This window comes from Rhizobium sp. RAF56 (genome assembly GCF_052113965.1).
Taxonomy (GTDB): domain Bacteria; phylum Pseudomonadota; class Alphaproteobacteria; order Rhizobiales; family Rhizobiaceae; genus Rhizobium.
In genome coordinates this window covers 143319-157898 of record NZ_JBFRDU010000001.1, presented here as the reverse complement: position 1 = coordinate 157898, position 14580 = coordinate 143319, and the positions used below count along the sequence as shown (strand labels likewise).

The following is a 14580-nucleotide window of genomic DNA, read 5'->3' as shown; positions in this document are numbered from 1 at the left end:
CACGCCATCGCCTACTCGCTTCCCGCCGGCTTGACGCCCATATCGCTCATGTCTCGGAATTTGTTTTGGACGAGCGGGGCGATGTCGGCTTGCGGCACATGGCAGGCAGTGCAGAAGTAGCGCCGCGGCGAAACGTCCGCGAGCATCTGCCCGTCACGCGTCATGTAGTGCGTTACGCTGATCATCGGCGCGCCCGAGCCCTGCGTAAACTCGCGCCTGTGGCACGACAGGCAACGGTTGGCGTTGACGGAAAGCTGGTATCCCTCGATCGAATGCGGGATAATCGGCGGCTGGTCGGGATAGTTCCGCATCCGGCGGGCGTCGTCCACCACCCATTTCGGCACGGGCTTGGCAGGCTGTATGCTCATCGGCGGCTGCTGTCCGGTGAGCTGCGGTACCATCGTGATCTGCGCGACCTGGGCGATCGCGCCCGTTCCCGCAAGCAGCAGGGCCGCCGCGGCACCCAACTGCCATCTGCGATTTCGGGTTATGCGACAGGAAGGATCTTGACCGCGCATTTTTTGAAATCCGTCTGTTTCGAGATGGGATCGGTGGCATCCAATGTCACTTTGTTGATGAGCTTGCTTGCATCGAACCACGGCACAAAAATCACGCCCGGCGGCATGCGATTGCGTCCGCGCGTGTCGATGCGGGAACGGATTTCACCGCGCCTCGACACGATGCGGACTTCCGCCCCTTGGTTGATCCCGCGCTTGCGTGCGTCGTCGGCGTTCATGAAGCAAAGCGCGCCGGGAAAGGCCCTGAACAGCTCCGGCACGCGCATGGTCATCGAGCCGGAATGCCAGTGTTCCAGCACGCGGCCCGTGACCAGCCAGACATCGTAATCGTCGTCGGGCGATTCCGCCGGCGGCTCGTATGGCACGGCAAGGATCACCGCCCTGCCGTCCGGACGGCCGTAAAACCGCACGCCCTCGCCCGGCTTGACGAAGGGATCGAACCCCTCGCGGTAACGCCAGAGCGTTTCCTTGCCGTCGACCACCGGCCAGCGCAGTCCGCGCTCCTCATGATAGCGGTCGAAGGGCGCAAGGTCGTGGCCATGGCCGCGGCCGAAACTCGCATATTCCTCGAACAGGCCTTTCTGGATGTAGAAGCCGAAGGCCTTTGCCTCGTTGTTGTCGTAGTCCGGGCTGGTTTCGCTCAGCGCGAAGCGATCGACCTCGCCGTTGCGGAACAGCACCTCATAGAGCGACTTGCCCTTGAAATCGGGATTGGCCTCGAGAATTTCGGCGGGCCAGACTTCGTCGGTGGTAAAGCGCTTGGAGAATTCGACCAGTTGCCAGAGATCCGAGCGCGCCTCGCCCGGCGCCTGGACGAGCTGTCGCCACATCTGGGTCCGCCGCTCGGCGTTGCCGTAAGCCCCTTCCTTCTCAACCCACATGGCGGCGGGCAGGATGAGGTCGGCGCTCATGGCGGTAATCGTCGGATAGACGTCGGACACGACGATGAAATTATCGGGATTACGGTAGCCGGGGTAGGTTTCGTTGCTGGTGTTGGGAGCCGCCTGAACGTTGTTGTTGACCTGCACCCAATAGAAATTCAGCTTGCCGTCATGCAGCATCCGATCCTGCTGCACGGCGTGATAGCCGGGTTTCTCCGGAATGATCCCTTCGGGAATGCGCCAGATCTCCGCGGCCCGCTTGCGGTGCTCGGGGTTGGTCACGGTCATGTCGGCCGGTAGGCGATGGGCAAAGGTGCCGACCTCGCGCGCGGTACCGCAGGCCGACGGTTGGCCGGTCAGCGAAAACGGACTGTTGCCGGGTTCGGATATTTTTCCGGTGAGCAGATGAATATTGTAGACCATCTGGTTGGCCCACACGCCGCGGACGTGCTGGTTGAAGCCCATGGTCCAGAGCGACATGACCTTGCGGGCGGGATCGGCATAGAGCTCGGCAAGTTCGAGGAGGAAGCCCTTGTCGACCCCGCTGAGCTCCGCCGCCTTCTCTATCGTGTATTCGGCGACGAAGGCCTTGAAGGCCTCGAAATCGATGGCTTCCGTCTTGGCCGGGTCGGCCGAGTTCGCCGCCTTCGTTTCCACCGGATCATCAGGCCTTAGACCATAGCCGATGTCGGTAACGCCACGCATGAAGACGGTGTGGTTCTTGACGAAGTCTTCGTTGACGCGGCCCGTCTTGATGATGTGGTTGGCGATGAAGTTGAGGATCGCCAAATCCGAGCCCGGCTTGAAGATGATCGGGATGTCGGCGAGATCCATGCTGCGATGGGTAAAGGTCGATAGCACCGCCACCTTGACGTGCTCCGTTCCCAGCCGCCGGTCGGCCAGCCGCGTCCAGAGGATGGGATGCATCTCGGCCATGTTCGAGCCCCAGAGCACGAAGGCATCGGCATGCTCGAAATCGTCGTAGACGCCCATCGGTTCGTCCATCCCGAACGTGCGCATGAAGGCATAGGCTGCGGAAGCCATGCAATGGCGCGCGTTCGGGTCGAGATTGTTGGAACGGAAGCCGGCGCGCATCAGCTTGGTCGCTGCATAGCCCTCGAAGATGGTCCATTGCCCGGATCCGAACATGCCGACTGCGGTCGGCCCTTTCTCCTTGAGGACCTTCCGACACTGGTCGGCCATCACGTCGAACGCCTCCTCCCAGGTGACCGGCGTGAATTCGCCGTCCTTGCTGTAGACGCCGTCCTTCTTGCGCAGAAGCGGCGTGGTCAGGCGATCGGCGCCGTACATGATCTTCGAGAGGAAGTAGCCTTTGATACAGTTGAGCCCGCGATTGACCTCGGCCTGCATGTCTCCATGCGTCGCAACGACCTGCCCTTCCTTGACGCCGACCATCACGCCGCAGCCCGTGCCGCAAAAACGGCAGGGCGCTTTCGACCACTTGATTTCGAGCGCGCTGACACCGCCAGGCACTGGCTGTGCGGAAGCAGGAAGCGAGATACCGGCCGTTGCCGCCGCAATGGCAGCAGCGTGCGCCTTCAGCATGTCACGCCGCGTCAGTTCGACAGTCATAGCCGCCTGTCTCCTCTGTTTCGATATGTTCGAACACCATGTTCGCGGCCACCACGCCGGGAAGATCGGAAATCCGCTGCAGGCAGTTGCCGAGCGCGCCCGTACTCGCACCCTCGATGACGACGACGATCTTGCCGCGCTCGTGGGCATGCACCTCGACGTCCGACATGGATGCGAGCAGGGCAACCACGGCTTGTTCGTCGGCTTGGCGCGTGACGATGACGGCGCTGGAGATGTGATGGCGGGCCTCAGACATTCGCGTTCTCCCGCATATGCTCGCGAAGATCGATCGCCGCGACCGGGCAAACACCGATGCACGCACCGCAACCGGTGCAACGGCTGCTGTCGATGTCCGGCAGGAAAGGACCGCCGAGGCGCGGTCGAAACCGGATTGCCTCGGTGGGACAGCTATCCCGACACGCCTGACAATCGATCCCGGACTTCGGCAGACAGTTTTCGGCAACGCCCGCAACGAAGTCGCGTTCCGGCAGGCGCCCTTTCAGAAAACTCCGTCTCGTCATCTGCGCATCGCGGACGGTCATGATTGCCTCAATGGAGCGTGGGTGGAGGTCCCGGAGGACCGAAAACGATCTGCAGCATCCAGACGAGAAAACCGTAGCCTCCAACGACGCCTACGGCGACGAGCGGCCAGATGCCAAAAGCAAGCACAAGAAAGGTCAGGATTTCCGTTCGCCGTCGCGAGCGAAAATCGGTACCCGACAATTGTTCTGCGGGCAGTTCGGACATGACGCGCATCCCATACGCATGATCACGTCTAAATAGTAGCACCCGTAGGCAATCGGTGAAAGCCGTGTGAGCCGAATAAGGCCTTGGCATTCAATGGTCAAAGAGACGTTCGGTGACTGCGCTCCACCCGCCGCGGCTCCGCCCGTGCCGACATCGACCGTCGTGCTGATCACGACGACCTTGTTTGCGCGCTGCCTGCTTGACTACACCGCAACCAGGCCAAGGTGCAGATAGGCGGCCAAGCTGATCGCTGACATCGATATGGCGAGCACCGGCTTGCTTCCTCGCATTGCCACGGCGAGCAGCAGGCCGGGCGTCACAACGAGCGTGCCAACCCATGGCCCGTTGCCGGCGAAGGCCATTGCGGCGGCGGAGAGGCAAACAGCGCAGGCAATCATCGTGAGCGGTGCCGTTGCTGTTGCGGGATGCGTTCCCGCGTCGAAGATGCTGAGGAAACGCGGCGCGCTCAGCGCAATTGCGAGAATGAGGAAGGCAGGCGCGATCAGGTGAAACTGCATCAGATTGCTCCTGCGACTAAGCGACGATCACATTCGAAATGGTTCGCATCGTTTTGGTTCTTTTGGCGTGCGGCGAGCGCCGCGCCGACCGCGATCAAAACCGGACTGTCGTAGCCGATCTCGTCGATGCCTTCCGTCAGCCTTGCGAGCGTTCCGTGCCATCTGCGCTCAGCGGGGCGGCTGACATCGCTGATGACGATAGCCGGCGTGGAAGGCGAGAGACCGGCATCGATCAGGCGCTCGGCGATAAGCGGTGCGGTTCTCCCTCCCATGTAGAAGACGTTGGTCGCCTGCGGATCGGCGATCGAGCGCCAATCCATATCCGCTGGCAACCCGCCATGGCGAGAATGGCCGGTGATGAAGCGGACGGACTGCGCGTGCTCGCGATGCGTCAGCGATATCCCGAGGGTCGAGGCCATGGCGCTTGCGGCGGTAATGCCGGGGATGATGTCGACAGGAATGCCTTGACGATCAAGGCAGGCGATTTCCTCGGCTGCGCGGCCGAAGATCATCGGATCTCCCGATTTCAGCCTGACGACGCGCTTGCCTGCCTTGGCGAGCTTCACCATCATGTCGTTGATATCTTCCTGGCGGCAGCTCGTGCGGCCGCCGCGCTTGCCCACGAGCATGCGCTTTGCCTCGCGGCGGGCAAGTTCCAGTACCTCGGTCGAAACCAGGTCGTCGAAGAGGATCACGTCGGCAGCCTGCAGGGCGCGAACGGCCTTCAGCGTCAGCAACTCCGGATCCCCGGGGCCGGCGCCTACCAGCGTCACGCGGCCCCTCGAAGAGCTGGCGGACGCTTTCCCAAGTTGCTCGGCTTCTTTGATGAGTTGGCCGCCGACGTCCTCCTCCGGCCTATCGCAACTTGAAAAGGTGCGATCGACAAACTTCTCCCAGAAGGCGCGGCGCAGCGGGCCGGGCGCCAGCCGCTCATTGATGGTTTCTCGCAGTGATTGCGCCAATTCCGCCCAGCCCTTCAGTGCCTGCGGCAGCAATGTCTCGATCCGCCGGCGAATTGCCTGGGCGAGAATAGGCGCGGCGCCATCGGTCGAGATCGCGACGACGACGGGCGAGCGATTGACGATCGAGCCGAACTGGAACTGGCAAAAGGCAGGCCTGTCGATGACATTGACCGGCACGCCGGCAACGCGGGCGCCGTCAACGAAGGCTTTCGCCTCGTCTTCGTCCTCGCAGTCGGCGATGGCGATGGCTGCGCCGACGAAGATTGTCCCGTCCCATGCGCGCGGGTGATAGATCACCCTCCCCCGAGGATGTTCGGCGCCACGTGCGATCAGCGTTTCGGAGGCTTCGGAAAGCTCTGGCGCATAGACATGCACCTCCGCGCCGCAGGCGCAGAGAAGCTCGGCTTTCCAGGCGGCGGCATCGGAGCCGCCGGCGACGATCGCCCGCTTGCCTTCCAGCGCCCAGAAGACCGGAAGCTTGGCGAGCGGCTGCATGCGCGCTGGCGCATCATTCCGCGGCGGCTGCAAGACATCCATCGATGATCCCCCTGATTTCGGCGCGGCACGAGCCGCAGTTGGTTCCGGCATTGAGTTCCTCGCCGACGGCTTCGACGCTTTGACAGCCGCTACGGACGGCGGCGACGATCTGATTGATGCCGACTCCGAAGCAGGAGCAGATGGTGGCGCCCGGATCGGGCTTGTCCGCACCTGGGCGACCGGCGACGAGAGCGAAACGTTTGCGCAGATAGGGGTGTTCGGCAGTGAGCTGGGAGATTGCCCAGTTGCGGGCAACCGCCACCGGTTCACGCGCCAGGAACAGCGCCGCCAACAGCCGGCTGCCGTCGAAGAAGGCTAGCCTCAGGTTGCCGGATTGCTCGTCGGCGTAGCCGAGCGGCTCGACGCCGTCGGGGATGGAAAAGGTCGCGCGGCACCACGCGCACCAGTCCTCGACTGGCTGGTCGAAGGCCAGCTCCAGCCGAAACCCGCCGTCCGCCTTCGCCAGAGCCCAATAGGCGGCATCAAGATCCGCCGGCCTGGCTTGGGAAACGGCAAAGCCGTAGCGCGCCGCCTTGAAGCGCCGGACGGCGACGGCGACATTTTTCGAGGCCGGCTGACCCGAGATCGCATCGGTCAAAGGTGCGACGACGGCGTCGATGCGGGCCTTGGCGGCAAACTGGTCGTTCCAGTGCATCGGCACGAAAATACTTCCGCGCGCCTGGCGCTCGGTGATCAGGGCACGAACGACGGCTTTGCCGTGCGGGCTGGCGATCTCGACGAGGCCGGCGTTGCCGACGCCGATCTCGATGGCGTCGCGCGGATGCAGCTCCGCGAAGGGCTCGGCGATATGGGAGGAAAGGCGCGCGCTTTTGCCTGTGCGCGTCATCGTGTGCCACTGGTCGCGAATACGGCCGGTGTTCAGCGTGAAAGGATAGTCGGCGTTGGTGCGATCAGACGCGACCGGCTTGACGGCGATGAAGCGAGCCTTGCCATCGGCATGATAGAAGCCGCCCTTTGCGAAGAAACGGGTCTCGAGCGCATCCTGGCCCGCGGGCTGTGGCCACTGGAACGGAGGAAGTTCGTCGTAGGACTGACGGTTCATACCGACATATGCGCCAATGTCGAAGTCGCGATCGCCGTTGTTCTCGAAGGCGGACAGCGCGGCGTGTTCGGTAAAGATCTCCGCATCGCAGGCGAAATCGAAAGCTTGGGGAAAGCCCATCCGCCTGGCGACTTCGGCAAGCTGCCACCAGTCGGCTCGGGCTTCTCCAGGCGCATCGAGGAAGGAACGCTGGCGGGAGATACGGCGCTCGGAATTGGTGACCGTGCCGCTCTTTTCGCCCCAGCCAAGCGAAGGCAAAAGGACGTGGGCATGACGCGCGGTATCGGTATTCTTCAGGACGTCGGAGACGACGACGAACGGACAGGCCTTGATCGCGGCTTCGACGGCATCGGCATCCGGCATCGAAACGACCGGGTTGGTCGCCATGATCCAGAGCGCCTTGATGCGCCCATCAGCGACGGCCCTGAACATGTCGACAGCCTTCAAGCCCGGCTTGTCGGCAATTGTCGGCGCACGCCAGAAGCGCTGGACGCGGTTGCGATCCTCGGCGCTTTCGATTGCCATATGAGCTGCGAGCATGTTGGAAAGCCCGCCCACTTCACGCCCGCCCATGGCATTCGGCTGGCCGGTGAGCGAGAAGGGGCCCATGCCGGGCCGACCGATACGGCCGGTGGCGAGGTGGCAGTTGATGATGGCGTTGACTTTGTCGGTGCCCGACGAGGACTGGTTGACGCCCTGGCTGTAGCAGGTGACGACCTTCTCGGTCGTCGCGAATAGGCGATAGAACTCGCGAAGCTGCATTGCCGGCAGGCCGGTCAGATCCAGAAGATCGCTGAAGGAGAGCGCGAAGGCCGTGGCAAAGGTTTCCGTAAAGCCGCGTGTATGCTCGGCAATATAGTTCTGGTCGACGGCGTCGCCGGCTATCAGATGTGCGAACAGTCCGGCGAAAAGCGCGACGTCGCCGTCGGGGCGGATCGACAAATGCAGATCGGCGATATCGGCGGTCATCGTGCGGCGCGGGTCGATGACGACAACTTTCATCGACGGTCGGGCGGCCTTGGCCGCCGCCAGCCGCTGATAGATGACCGGATGGCACCACGCGAGGTTGGAGCCGGTGAGGATGACGAGATCTGCAAGCTCGATATCCTCATAGGTTCCCGGCACAGTGTCCGAGCCGAAGGCCCGACGGTGGCCGGCGACGGACGACGACATGCAGAGCCGTGAATTAGTGTCGATGTTGGCCGAACCGATGAAACCCTTCATCAGCTTGTTGGCGACATAGTAGTCCTCGGTCAGCAGCTGGCCGGAGACGTAGAAGGCAACCGAATCGGGCCCGTGTTCGGCAATGGCATCCGAAAAGCGCTGTGCAACGAGGTCGAGCGCATCGTCCCACCCTGCCCGCTCCCCGGCAATCTCGGGATGGAAAATCCGCCCGTCGAAATCAACGGTTTCGCCGAGCGCCGACCCCTTGGAACACAGTCTTCCGAAGTTCGATGGATGATCGGGGTCCCCCTTGATGGAAACCTTGCCGTCGTCCGCGACCTTGGCAATTACGCCGCAACCGACACCGCAATAGGGGCAGGTTGTCTTGACTTCTGTTTCCATCATTCAGCCGCCATCATCAGGCTTTCGAGAGCGATGAAGAGGGCGCCGTCCTCGTTGCGGATGGGAATGGTCCGCACTTCGCCCTCGTCGGCGCCGAGTGCCTTGCCGGTTTCGAGCGAGATCACCCAGTTGTGCAGTGGGCAGGTCACCGCCTTTGCATGGACGATGCCCTGGGACAGCGGCCCGCCCTTGTGCGGGCAATGATCCTCGATGGCGAAGACCTCGTTCTCGGCAGTGCGAAAGACGGCGATCTTGCCTTGCGGTGTCTTTACGCAGCGCGCGCCCCTGAGAGGGATGTCAGAGATGTCACCGATTGCAATCCAGTTCATATCCATCTCCTTACTCGGCTGCCTGCGAATAGCCGATCGTGGCCATCGGCTTGAACTCGTGCTTGTCCTTGCCGGAGACGCGCTCCGACCACGGATCGACCTGCGCGAACTTCTGTGAGAAGACGAAACGCTCGTAGTAGGCTTGACGCTTCTCGGGATCTTCCATGATCTGCCGGCGGATCTCCTCGAGACCGATGCGCTTCGCCCATTTGTAGATGCGCTCGAGATAGCGGGCCTGCTCGCGGTACATCTGGGTCAGCGCGACGATATGCTCCAGCGCCTCGTCCTCGGTCTTGACGAGGCCGAGCACTTCCGTGCCCTTGATGTCGAGGCCGGCCGCACCGGCGAAATGGATCTCGAAGCCACTGTCGACGCAAATGACGCCGATGTCCTTGCAGGTTGCCTCGGCGCAGTTACGCGGACACCCGGAGACGGCCATCTTCAGCTTGGCAGGCGTCCACGAACCCCACATGAATTTCTCGATGCGGATGCCGAGCCCGGTGGAATCCTGCGTGCCGAACCGGCACCAGTCGGAGCCGACGCAGGTCTTCACCGTGCGCAGCCCCTTGGCATAGGCCTGGCCGGAGATGAACCCGGCCTTGCCGAGGTCTGCCCATACGGCTGGCAGGTCTTCCTTCTCAATGCCGAGAAGGTCGATGCGCTGGCCGCCCGTCACCTTGACCATCGGGATTTCGAACTTGTCGACCACGTCGGCGATGGCGCGCAGTTCCTGCGAGTTGGTGACGCCGCCCCACATGCGCGGCACGACCGAATAGGTGCCGTCCTTCTGGATGTTGGCGTGGACGCGCTCGTTGATGAAGCGCGACTGGTAGTCGTCGGCATATTCGTCCGGCCAGTCGCACACGAGGTAGTAGTTAAGCGCCGGGCGACACTTGGCGCAGCCGCAGGAGGTTTTCCACTCCAGTTCCTGCATGACGGCCGGAATGCTCTTGAGGCCCTTGGCCTTGATCAGGCGGCGCACGTCGTCATGGCCGAATTCCGTGCAGGTGCACATCGGCTGGACGGCGGCAGGGTTGTAGCTGTCGCCGAGCGTCAGGGTCATCAGCTTCTCGACGAGGCCGGTGCAGGAGCCGCAGGAGGCCGACGCCTTGGTGTGGGCGCGGACATCGTCCAACGAGGTGAGACCCTTGGCGGCAATGGCCGAGGTGATCTTGCCCTTGCATACGCCGTTGCAGCCGCAGATTTCCGCATCATCCGGCAAGGCTGCAACGGCCGCCATAGGGTCCAGCGGGGACCCTCCCTGGTAGGCCTGGCCGAAGATCAGCGTGTCGCGCATCTCCGAGATGTCGGTCGCCTTCTTCTTCAGGTCGTTGAACCACGCGCCATCGGCGGTCTCGCCGTAAAGTACGGTGCCGATGATCCTGTTGTCTTTCAGCACGAGGCGCTTGTAGACGCCGGCGGACGCGTCGCGCAGCACGATCTCCTCGCGGCCATCGCCGTCGGCGAAGTCGCCGATCGAGAAGAGCTCGATACCTGTGACCTTCAGCTTGGTCGGCGTATCCGAATGCACGAAGGCGGCGGAGCGATCGCCTGCGAGGTGCGAGGCGGCGACGCGGGCCATCTCATAGAGTGGCGCAACCAGACCGTAAACGTTGCCTCCGACCTCGGCGCATTCGCCGAGCGCCAAGATGCTGCCGTCGGAGGTTTGCATGCCATCATCGACGACGATGCCGCGATTGACGGCAAGGCCGGCATCCTTTGCGAGTCCGACGCTCGGACGGATGCCGACCGCCATGACGACCAGCGTTGCCGGGACGATGCGGCCATCCTCGAGCTCGATCCCCTCGACCTTGCCGTTGCCGACGATCGCTTTGGTGTTGGCCTTGCAGATGACCTTGATGCCGCGTTCTTCCACCGCCCTCTGCAGCAGGTAGCCCGCGGCCGGATCCAGCTGACGCTCCATGAGCGTCGGCATCACGTGCAGTACGGTGACGTCCATGCCGCGGGACGCAAGGCCGGCGGCGGCCTCGAGGCCGAGCAACCCGCCGCCGATGACGACCGCCTTTTCGCGCGACTGGGCGGCGAGCAGCATCGCCTGCACGTCGTCGAGATCGCGGTAGGTAATGACGCCCGGCAGGTCCTTGCCGGGAACGGGAATGATGAACGGCACGGAGCCGGTCGCGATCACCAGCTTGTCGTAGCTTTCAGTGACGCCGTGATCGGAGGTGACGGTTTTCGTGTCGCGATCGAGCGCGACGATCCTGTGACCCTTGTAGAGGGTAATCCCGTGCTTGATGTACCAGCCGTCACCGTGAATGATGATCTGCTCGTAGTCCTTTTCGCCGGAGAGAACCGGCGAGAGCATGATGCGGTCGTAATTTACACGCGGTTCGGCATTGAAAATCGTGACCTCGTATTGGCCCGGCGCCCTTTCGAGCAGGTGTTCCAGCATGCGGCCCGGTGCCATGCCGTTTCCGATGATGACAAGTTTCTCAGTCATGGTTTCAAATCCTCGGATCAGGTGGCGGCGACGGCTTCTGCGGAGAGGCCCCGGCGGTCGAGCTTTTTGACCGACAGGTGCATCCAGCCAAGCGAGACGATGACGACCACGAACAGAAGCATGAAGCAGCTCGACCAGAGCCCGGTCATGTCCTTGAGCAGGCCGAAGGCGATCGGCAGGATGAAGCCGCCAAGGCCGCCCATCATGCCGACGATGCCCCCGACCGCGCCGACGCTTTCGGGGTAGTAGGCGGGGATGTGCTTGTAGACCGCCGCCTTGCCGAGGCTCATGACGAAGCCGAGCACGAAGATGACAACGATGAAGACGGCGGGGGCAGTGCCGGCCGCCGGAAGCGACAGGATAAGGGTCGCGACAGCCGACACGCCGAACATGGCGTACATGACGCTGCGCGCGCCCTTCTTGTCAGAGAGCATGCCGCCGAAGGCGCGGAAGACGCTGCCGGGAATGGAATAGGCAGCGGCGATCATGCCCGCGGCCTCCAGGCTGAAGCCATAGACGCCGACCAGATAGCGCGGCAGCCATAGCGAGAGCGCGACGAAGCCGCCGAAGGCGAAGAAGTAGTAGAGCGAGAAGCGCCAGACCTGGGTGTTCTTCAAGGGCGCGAATTCCTGGAGCAGGCTCTTGGAGGCGGCGCCACCTTCGCGGCGGAGGCGGAAGGCGGGATCGTCCGTTGTAGTGAACCAGAAGGTGATCGCCATCAGCGCCAGGCCGACCGCCCAGATCTGTGCCACGGCCTGCCAGCCCCAGGCAATCAGAACGAAGGGGGCAGCGAACTTGGTCACTGCCGCGCCGACGTTGCCGGCGCCGAAGATGCCGAGCGCCGTTCCCTGCTTTTCGGCGGGAAAGAAGGGCGAGACATAGGCGACGCCAACGGCAAACGACCCGCCCGCAAGGCCGACGCCGAGGCCGGCGATCAGCATCTCGGTGTAGGTGTGGGCATAGGATAGCAGGAACGTCGCGAGCGCTGCCGCGAGCATGGTGAGCGTGTAGACGAGACGGCCGCCGTAACGGCCGGTCCATATGCCAAGGACGATGCGCACGAGCGAACCGGTGAGAATCGGGGTGCCGACGAGCAATCCGAATTGAGCCTCGTTGAGGCCGAGTTCCTGTTTGATGCGGATGCCGATGATCGCGAAGATCGTCCACACGGCAAAACAGAGGGTGAAGGCGATCGTGGACATCCACAACGCCTTGGCCGGTTCGCCGGCGGACATGGTTTGCGTTTTCTCAAGGACAGACATGGCTTCTCCAGGGCCCGACAAGGTCGTGCCAATTCATCGCTTGGGGTTAAAAACAAAAAGCCGCTGGTCAGGTACGCAACACCCAAAGGTGCGCGAAAAATCCTGATCAGCGGCTTTGCTGGAGGCGCCCGTCGTTGGACGCCGAAAACTGCGGCCCGTGGGCCTTAGCGATTACGAAGCAAGGGGCGTGCCAATTTCAAAAAAAGGGTGCGCTTCACGGTTTTCAGCGAAAATCGACCGCGATACGCAGTGCATTGCCGCAAACGCGGTCGCCGAGAATGCTAAAAATTGTGCAGTGCTTATAATCTAGGCGCCGGACTGCCCCGATTTTTGGGCAGCGATATAGTCGTCGAGGCGGTCGGGATCGAAAAGATTGCCGTCGAAGAAACCGTCTGGACCGAGCGTCAGGGCGCCGCTGGAGCCGACGGGGGTTTCGACCTGCAAGGCGCCTTCCACCTTGGCGCTCGCCGAAGGCATGGCGACGCCCAGCGTCTTCAGCGCCTCGCGGTAGATGTCCGGCCGAAAGGTGTTGGCGGCGACCTGCCGATGCGGCTTGCTGTGGGCAACCTGGCCCCAGCGGACCATCTGCGTGTAGAACCACAATGCGTGGCTCTTCCAGGGGAACGTCGCCGCCTTCGCGTTCGGAACGAAGAAATCCTTGACGGCGTGCGTCTCGTTACCGCCGATCGAAAGCACGCCCGTCAGCGCCGGGAGCAGCCATTCCGCCGGCCGATCGATATAGGCGGGCTTGGCAAGCAGCGCTGCAAGCTCCTCGTGGTTGGCGCGATCGGCGCACCAGAGCGAGGCCTTGTAGAGCGCGTTCAAGAGCGCCGCGAGTGCCTCAGGATGGGAATCTGCCCAGCGGCCGTTCACCCCCAGCACCTTTTCCGGGCTCGATTTCCAGATCGCGGCCTTGACGGTGGCAAGATGCGCACCGCGCTCCAGAACGCCAAAGGTATTCCACGGCTCGCCGGCGCAATAGCCGTCAATGACGTTCTCTTTCAGCGCATCGGCCATGTCTGGCGGCGGTAGGATGACGATCTCTATATCTCGGTCGGGATCGATGCCGCTTGCGGAAAGCCAGTAGCGCAGCTCGTAGTTGTGGCCCGAATAGGGGTGAACGACGCCGAAGCGCAACCTTTCGCCCGTCCGCCCGGAAATCACACGCCGCAGGGCTTGGCCGCTTGAGCGCGCATCGAGATCGCCGCTTGCACCGTGATCGGCCATTTGCCGCCAAAGTTCGGCTGCCACCGTCACCGCATTGCCCCCGAGGCCGAGCGCCATCGGCACGATCATACGCGGCGCCGGAGCCGTCAGCCCGAGATTGCAAGCGATTGGCATCGGCGCGAGAATATGGGCGACTTCGATATGCCCGACCGCCAATCGATCCCTGATCGATGCCCATGACCGCTCGCGAACAAGAGTGAGATCGACGTTCTCGCCCTTGGCAAAGCCTCTTTCCTTCGCGACCACAAGAAGCGCGCTGTCCAGCAGAGGCACGAAGCCCGCTGTGATATCGTAGGTTTTCGTCATGCGTCCGTTCCTGGATCGAGAAGGCTCGCGGCGGTGACGAGACTCTGGGCGATCTCGACGATCTTCCTGTTCTGGTTCATGGCGGTTTTCCGCAGCATCGCGTAGGCAGCCTCTTCCGAGATCCCGCGCGAGCGCATCAGCAATCCCTTGGCACGCTCGATCAGCTTGCGGTTTTCCAGTTCGCTGCGTGCCTCTTCAAGCTCGCGGCTCAGTCGCGAAAAGGCGTTGAACCGAGTGATCGCCATCTTGAGGATTGGCCGGACGCGTTCCTGTTTCAGGCCGTCGACGATATAGGCTGAGACGCCCGCGTCGACCGCCGCCTCGATGGAGGCCTCGTCGGACTTGTCGACGAACATCGCGATCGGCCGCTGAACCGCGCGCGAGATCTGGAAGAAGCTCTCGAGCATATCGCGGTTGGGGTTTTCGAGATCGATGACGATCACGTCGGGATTGATCTCAGCGATGCGCCGCGCAAGCCCCTGCATATCGTGGATGATCGTAACCCGACTGTAGCCAGCCTCACGCAGCCCCTCTTCAATGACGGAGGCGCGGATGCGGTTCTCATCTATGACCAGTACGATCAGGCTGCTGGCTACTGTCATCTGGCCAC

The 14580-nt window shown here is 62.8% G+C and carries 13 protein-coding genes; all 13 read right to left on the bottom strand.

Features of this window, described 5'->3' with window-relative positions:
• Nucleotides 1–11 precede the first annotated feature (11 nt).
• Nucleotides 12–518, bottom strand: a complete 507-nt coding sequence (locus tag AB4048_RS00695) for a nitrate reductase cytochrome c-type subunit (RefSeq protein WP_442199979.1) — start codon at nucleotides 516–518, stop codon at nucleotides 12–14.
• Nucleotides 488–2992, bottom strand: coding sequence for a periplasmic nitrate reductase subunit alpha (gene napA, locus AB4048_RS00690; protein ID WP_442199978.1), 2505 nt, complete (start codon nucleotides 2990–2992; stop codon nucleotides 488–490). Before napA ends, AB4048_RS00695 begins: the two co-directional genes overlap by 31 nt.
• Nucleotides 2967–3248 (bottom strand): chaperone NapD, encoded by a 282-nt coding sequence (locus AB4048_RS00685; protein WP_442199977.1) that lies wholly within the window; start codon nucleotides 3246–3248, stop codon nucleotides 2967–2969. Before AB4048_RS00685 ends, napA begins: the two co-directional genes overlap by 26 nt.
• The gene (locus AB4048_RS00680; RefSeq protein ID WP_442199976.1) at nucleotides 3241–3534 is read right to left on the bottom strand and encodes a 4Fe-4S binding protein; all 294 of its coding nucleotides are present in this window, start codon (nucleotides 3532–3534) and stop codon (nucleotides 3241–3243) included. Before AB4048_RS00680 ends, AB4048_RS00685 begins: the two co-directional genes overlap by 8 nt.
• Before the next feature lie 7 nt (nucleotides 3535–3541).
• Nucleotides 3542–3739: a periplasmic nitrate reductase, NapE protein gene (napE, locus tag AB4048_RS00675; protein WP_442199975.1), complete on the bottom strand. Its 198-nt coding sequence runs from the start codon at nucleotides 3737–3739 to the stop codon at nucleotides 3542–3544.
• A gap of 203 nt (nucleotides 3740–3942) precedes the next feature.
• Nucleotides 3943–4257, bottom strand: coding sequence for a hypothetical protein (locus tag AB4048_RS00670; protein WP_442199974.1), 315 nt, complete (start codon nucleotides 4255–4257; stop codon nucleotides 3943–3945).
• A complete protein-coding gene (gene cysG / locus AB4048_RS00665; protein ID WP_442199973.1) occupies nucleotides 4257–5756 on the bottom strand; it encodes a siroheme synthase CysG in 1500 nt (499 codons plus the stop codon). Before cysG ends, AB4048_RS00670 begins: the two co-directional genes overlap by 1 nt.
• Nucleotides 5728–8385, bottom strand: coding sequence for a nitrate reductase (locus AB4048_RS00660; protein ID WP_442200208.1), 2658 nt, complete (start codon nucleotides 8383–8385; stop codon nucleotides 5728–5730). Before AB4048_RS00660 ends, cysG begins: the two co-directional genes overlap by 29 nt.
• A complete protein-coding gene (nirD, locus tag AB4048_RS00655) occupies nucleotides 8385–8720 on the bottom strand; it encodes a nitrite reductase small subunit NirD (RefSeq protein WP_442199972.1) in 336 nt (111 codons plus the stop codon). Before nirD ends, AB4048_RS00660 begins: the two co-directional genes overlap by 1 nt.
• 4 nt (nucleotides 8721–8724) lie before the next feature.
• Nucleotides 8725–11175, bottom strand: coding sequence for a nitrite reductase large subunit NirB (gene nirB / locus AB4048_RS00650; RefSeq protein ID WP_442199971.1), 2451 nt, complete (start codon nucleotides 11173–11175; stop codon nucleotides 8725–8727).
• 17 nt (nucleotides 11176–11192) lie between these two features.
• Entirely contained in the window at nucleotides 11193–12437 is a 1245-nt protein-coding gene (locus AB4048_RS00645; RefSeq protein WP_442199970.1) for an MFS transporter, read from the bottom strand.
• Between the two features lie 306 nt (nucleotides 12438–12743).
• Nucleotides 12744–13970: a CmpA/NrtA family ABC transporter substrate-binding protein gene (locus tag AB4048_RS00640; protein WP_442199969.1), complete on the bottom strand. Its 1227-nt coding sequence runs from the start codon at nucleotides 13968–13970 to the stop codon at nucleotides 12744–12746.
• Nucleotides 13967–14572 (bottom strand): ANTAR domain-containing response regulator, encoded by a 606-nt coding sequence (locus AB4048_RS00635; RefSeq protein ID WP_442199968.1) that lies wholly within the window; start codon nucleotides 14570–14572, stop codon nucleotides 13967–13969. The genes AB4048_RS00640 and AB4048_RS00635 overlap by 4 nt, the downstream gene beginning before the upstream one ends.
• Nucleotides 14573–14580: the final 8 nt, after the last annotated feature.

Coding starts and splice junctions, on each gene's coding strand:
- napA (WP_442199978.1), bottom strand. CDS start 2,992: ATGACTGTCGAACTGACGCGGCGTGACATGCTGAAGGCGCACGCTGCT.
- AB4048_RS00685 (WP_442199977.1), bottom strand. CDS start 3,248: ATGTCTGAGGCCCGCCATCACATCTCCAGCGCCGTCATCGTCACGCGC.
- AB4048_RS00645 (WP_442199970.1), bottom strand. CDS start 12,437: ATGTCTGTCCTTGAGAAAACGCAAACCATGTCCGCCGGCGAACCGGCC.
- napE (WP_442199975.1), bottom strand. CDS start 3,739: ATGTCCGAACTGCCCGCAGAACAATTGTCGGGTACCGATTTTCGCTCG.
- nirB (WP_442199971.1), bottom strand. CDS start 11,175: ATGACTGAGAAACTTGTCATCATCGGAAACGGCATGGCACCGGGCCGC.
- AB4048_RS00680 (WP_442199976.1), bottom strand. CDS start 3,534: ATGACCGTCCGCGATGCGCAGATGACGAGACGGAGTTTTCTGAAAGGG.
- cysG (WP_442199973.1), bottom strand. CDS start 5,756: ATGGATGTCTTGCAGCCGCCGCGGAATGATGCGCCAGCGCGCATGCAG.
- AB4048_RS00640 (WP_442199969.1), bottom strand. CDS start 13,970: ATGACGAAAACCTACGATATCACAGCGGGCTTCGTGCCTCTGCTGGAC.
- AB4048_RS00660 (WP_442200208.1), bottom strand. CDS start 8,385: ATGGAAACAGAAGTCAAGACAACCTGCCCCTATTGCGGTGTCGGTTGC.
- AB4048_RS00695 (WP_442199979.1), bottom strand. CDS start 518: ATGCGCGGTCAAGATCCTTCCTGTCGCATAACCCGAAATCGCAGATGG.
- AB4048_RS00635 (WP_442199968.1), bottom strand. CDS start 14,572: ATGACAGTAGCCAGCAGCCTGATCGTACTGGTCATAGATGAGAACCGC.
- AB4048_RS00670 (WP_442199974.1), bottom strand. CDS start 4,257: ATGCAGTTTCACCTGATCGCGCCTGCCTTCCTCATTCTCGCAATTGCG.
- nirD (WP_442199972.1), bottom strand. CDS start 8,720: ATGGATATGAACTGGATTGCAATCGGTGACATCTCTGACATCCCTCTC.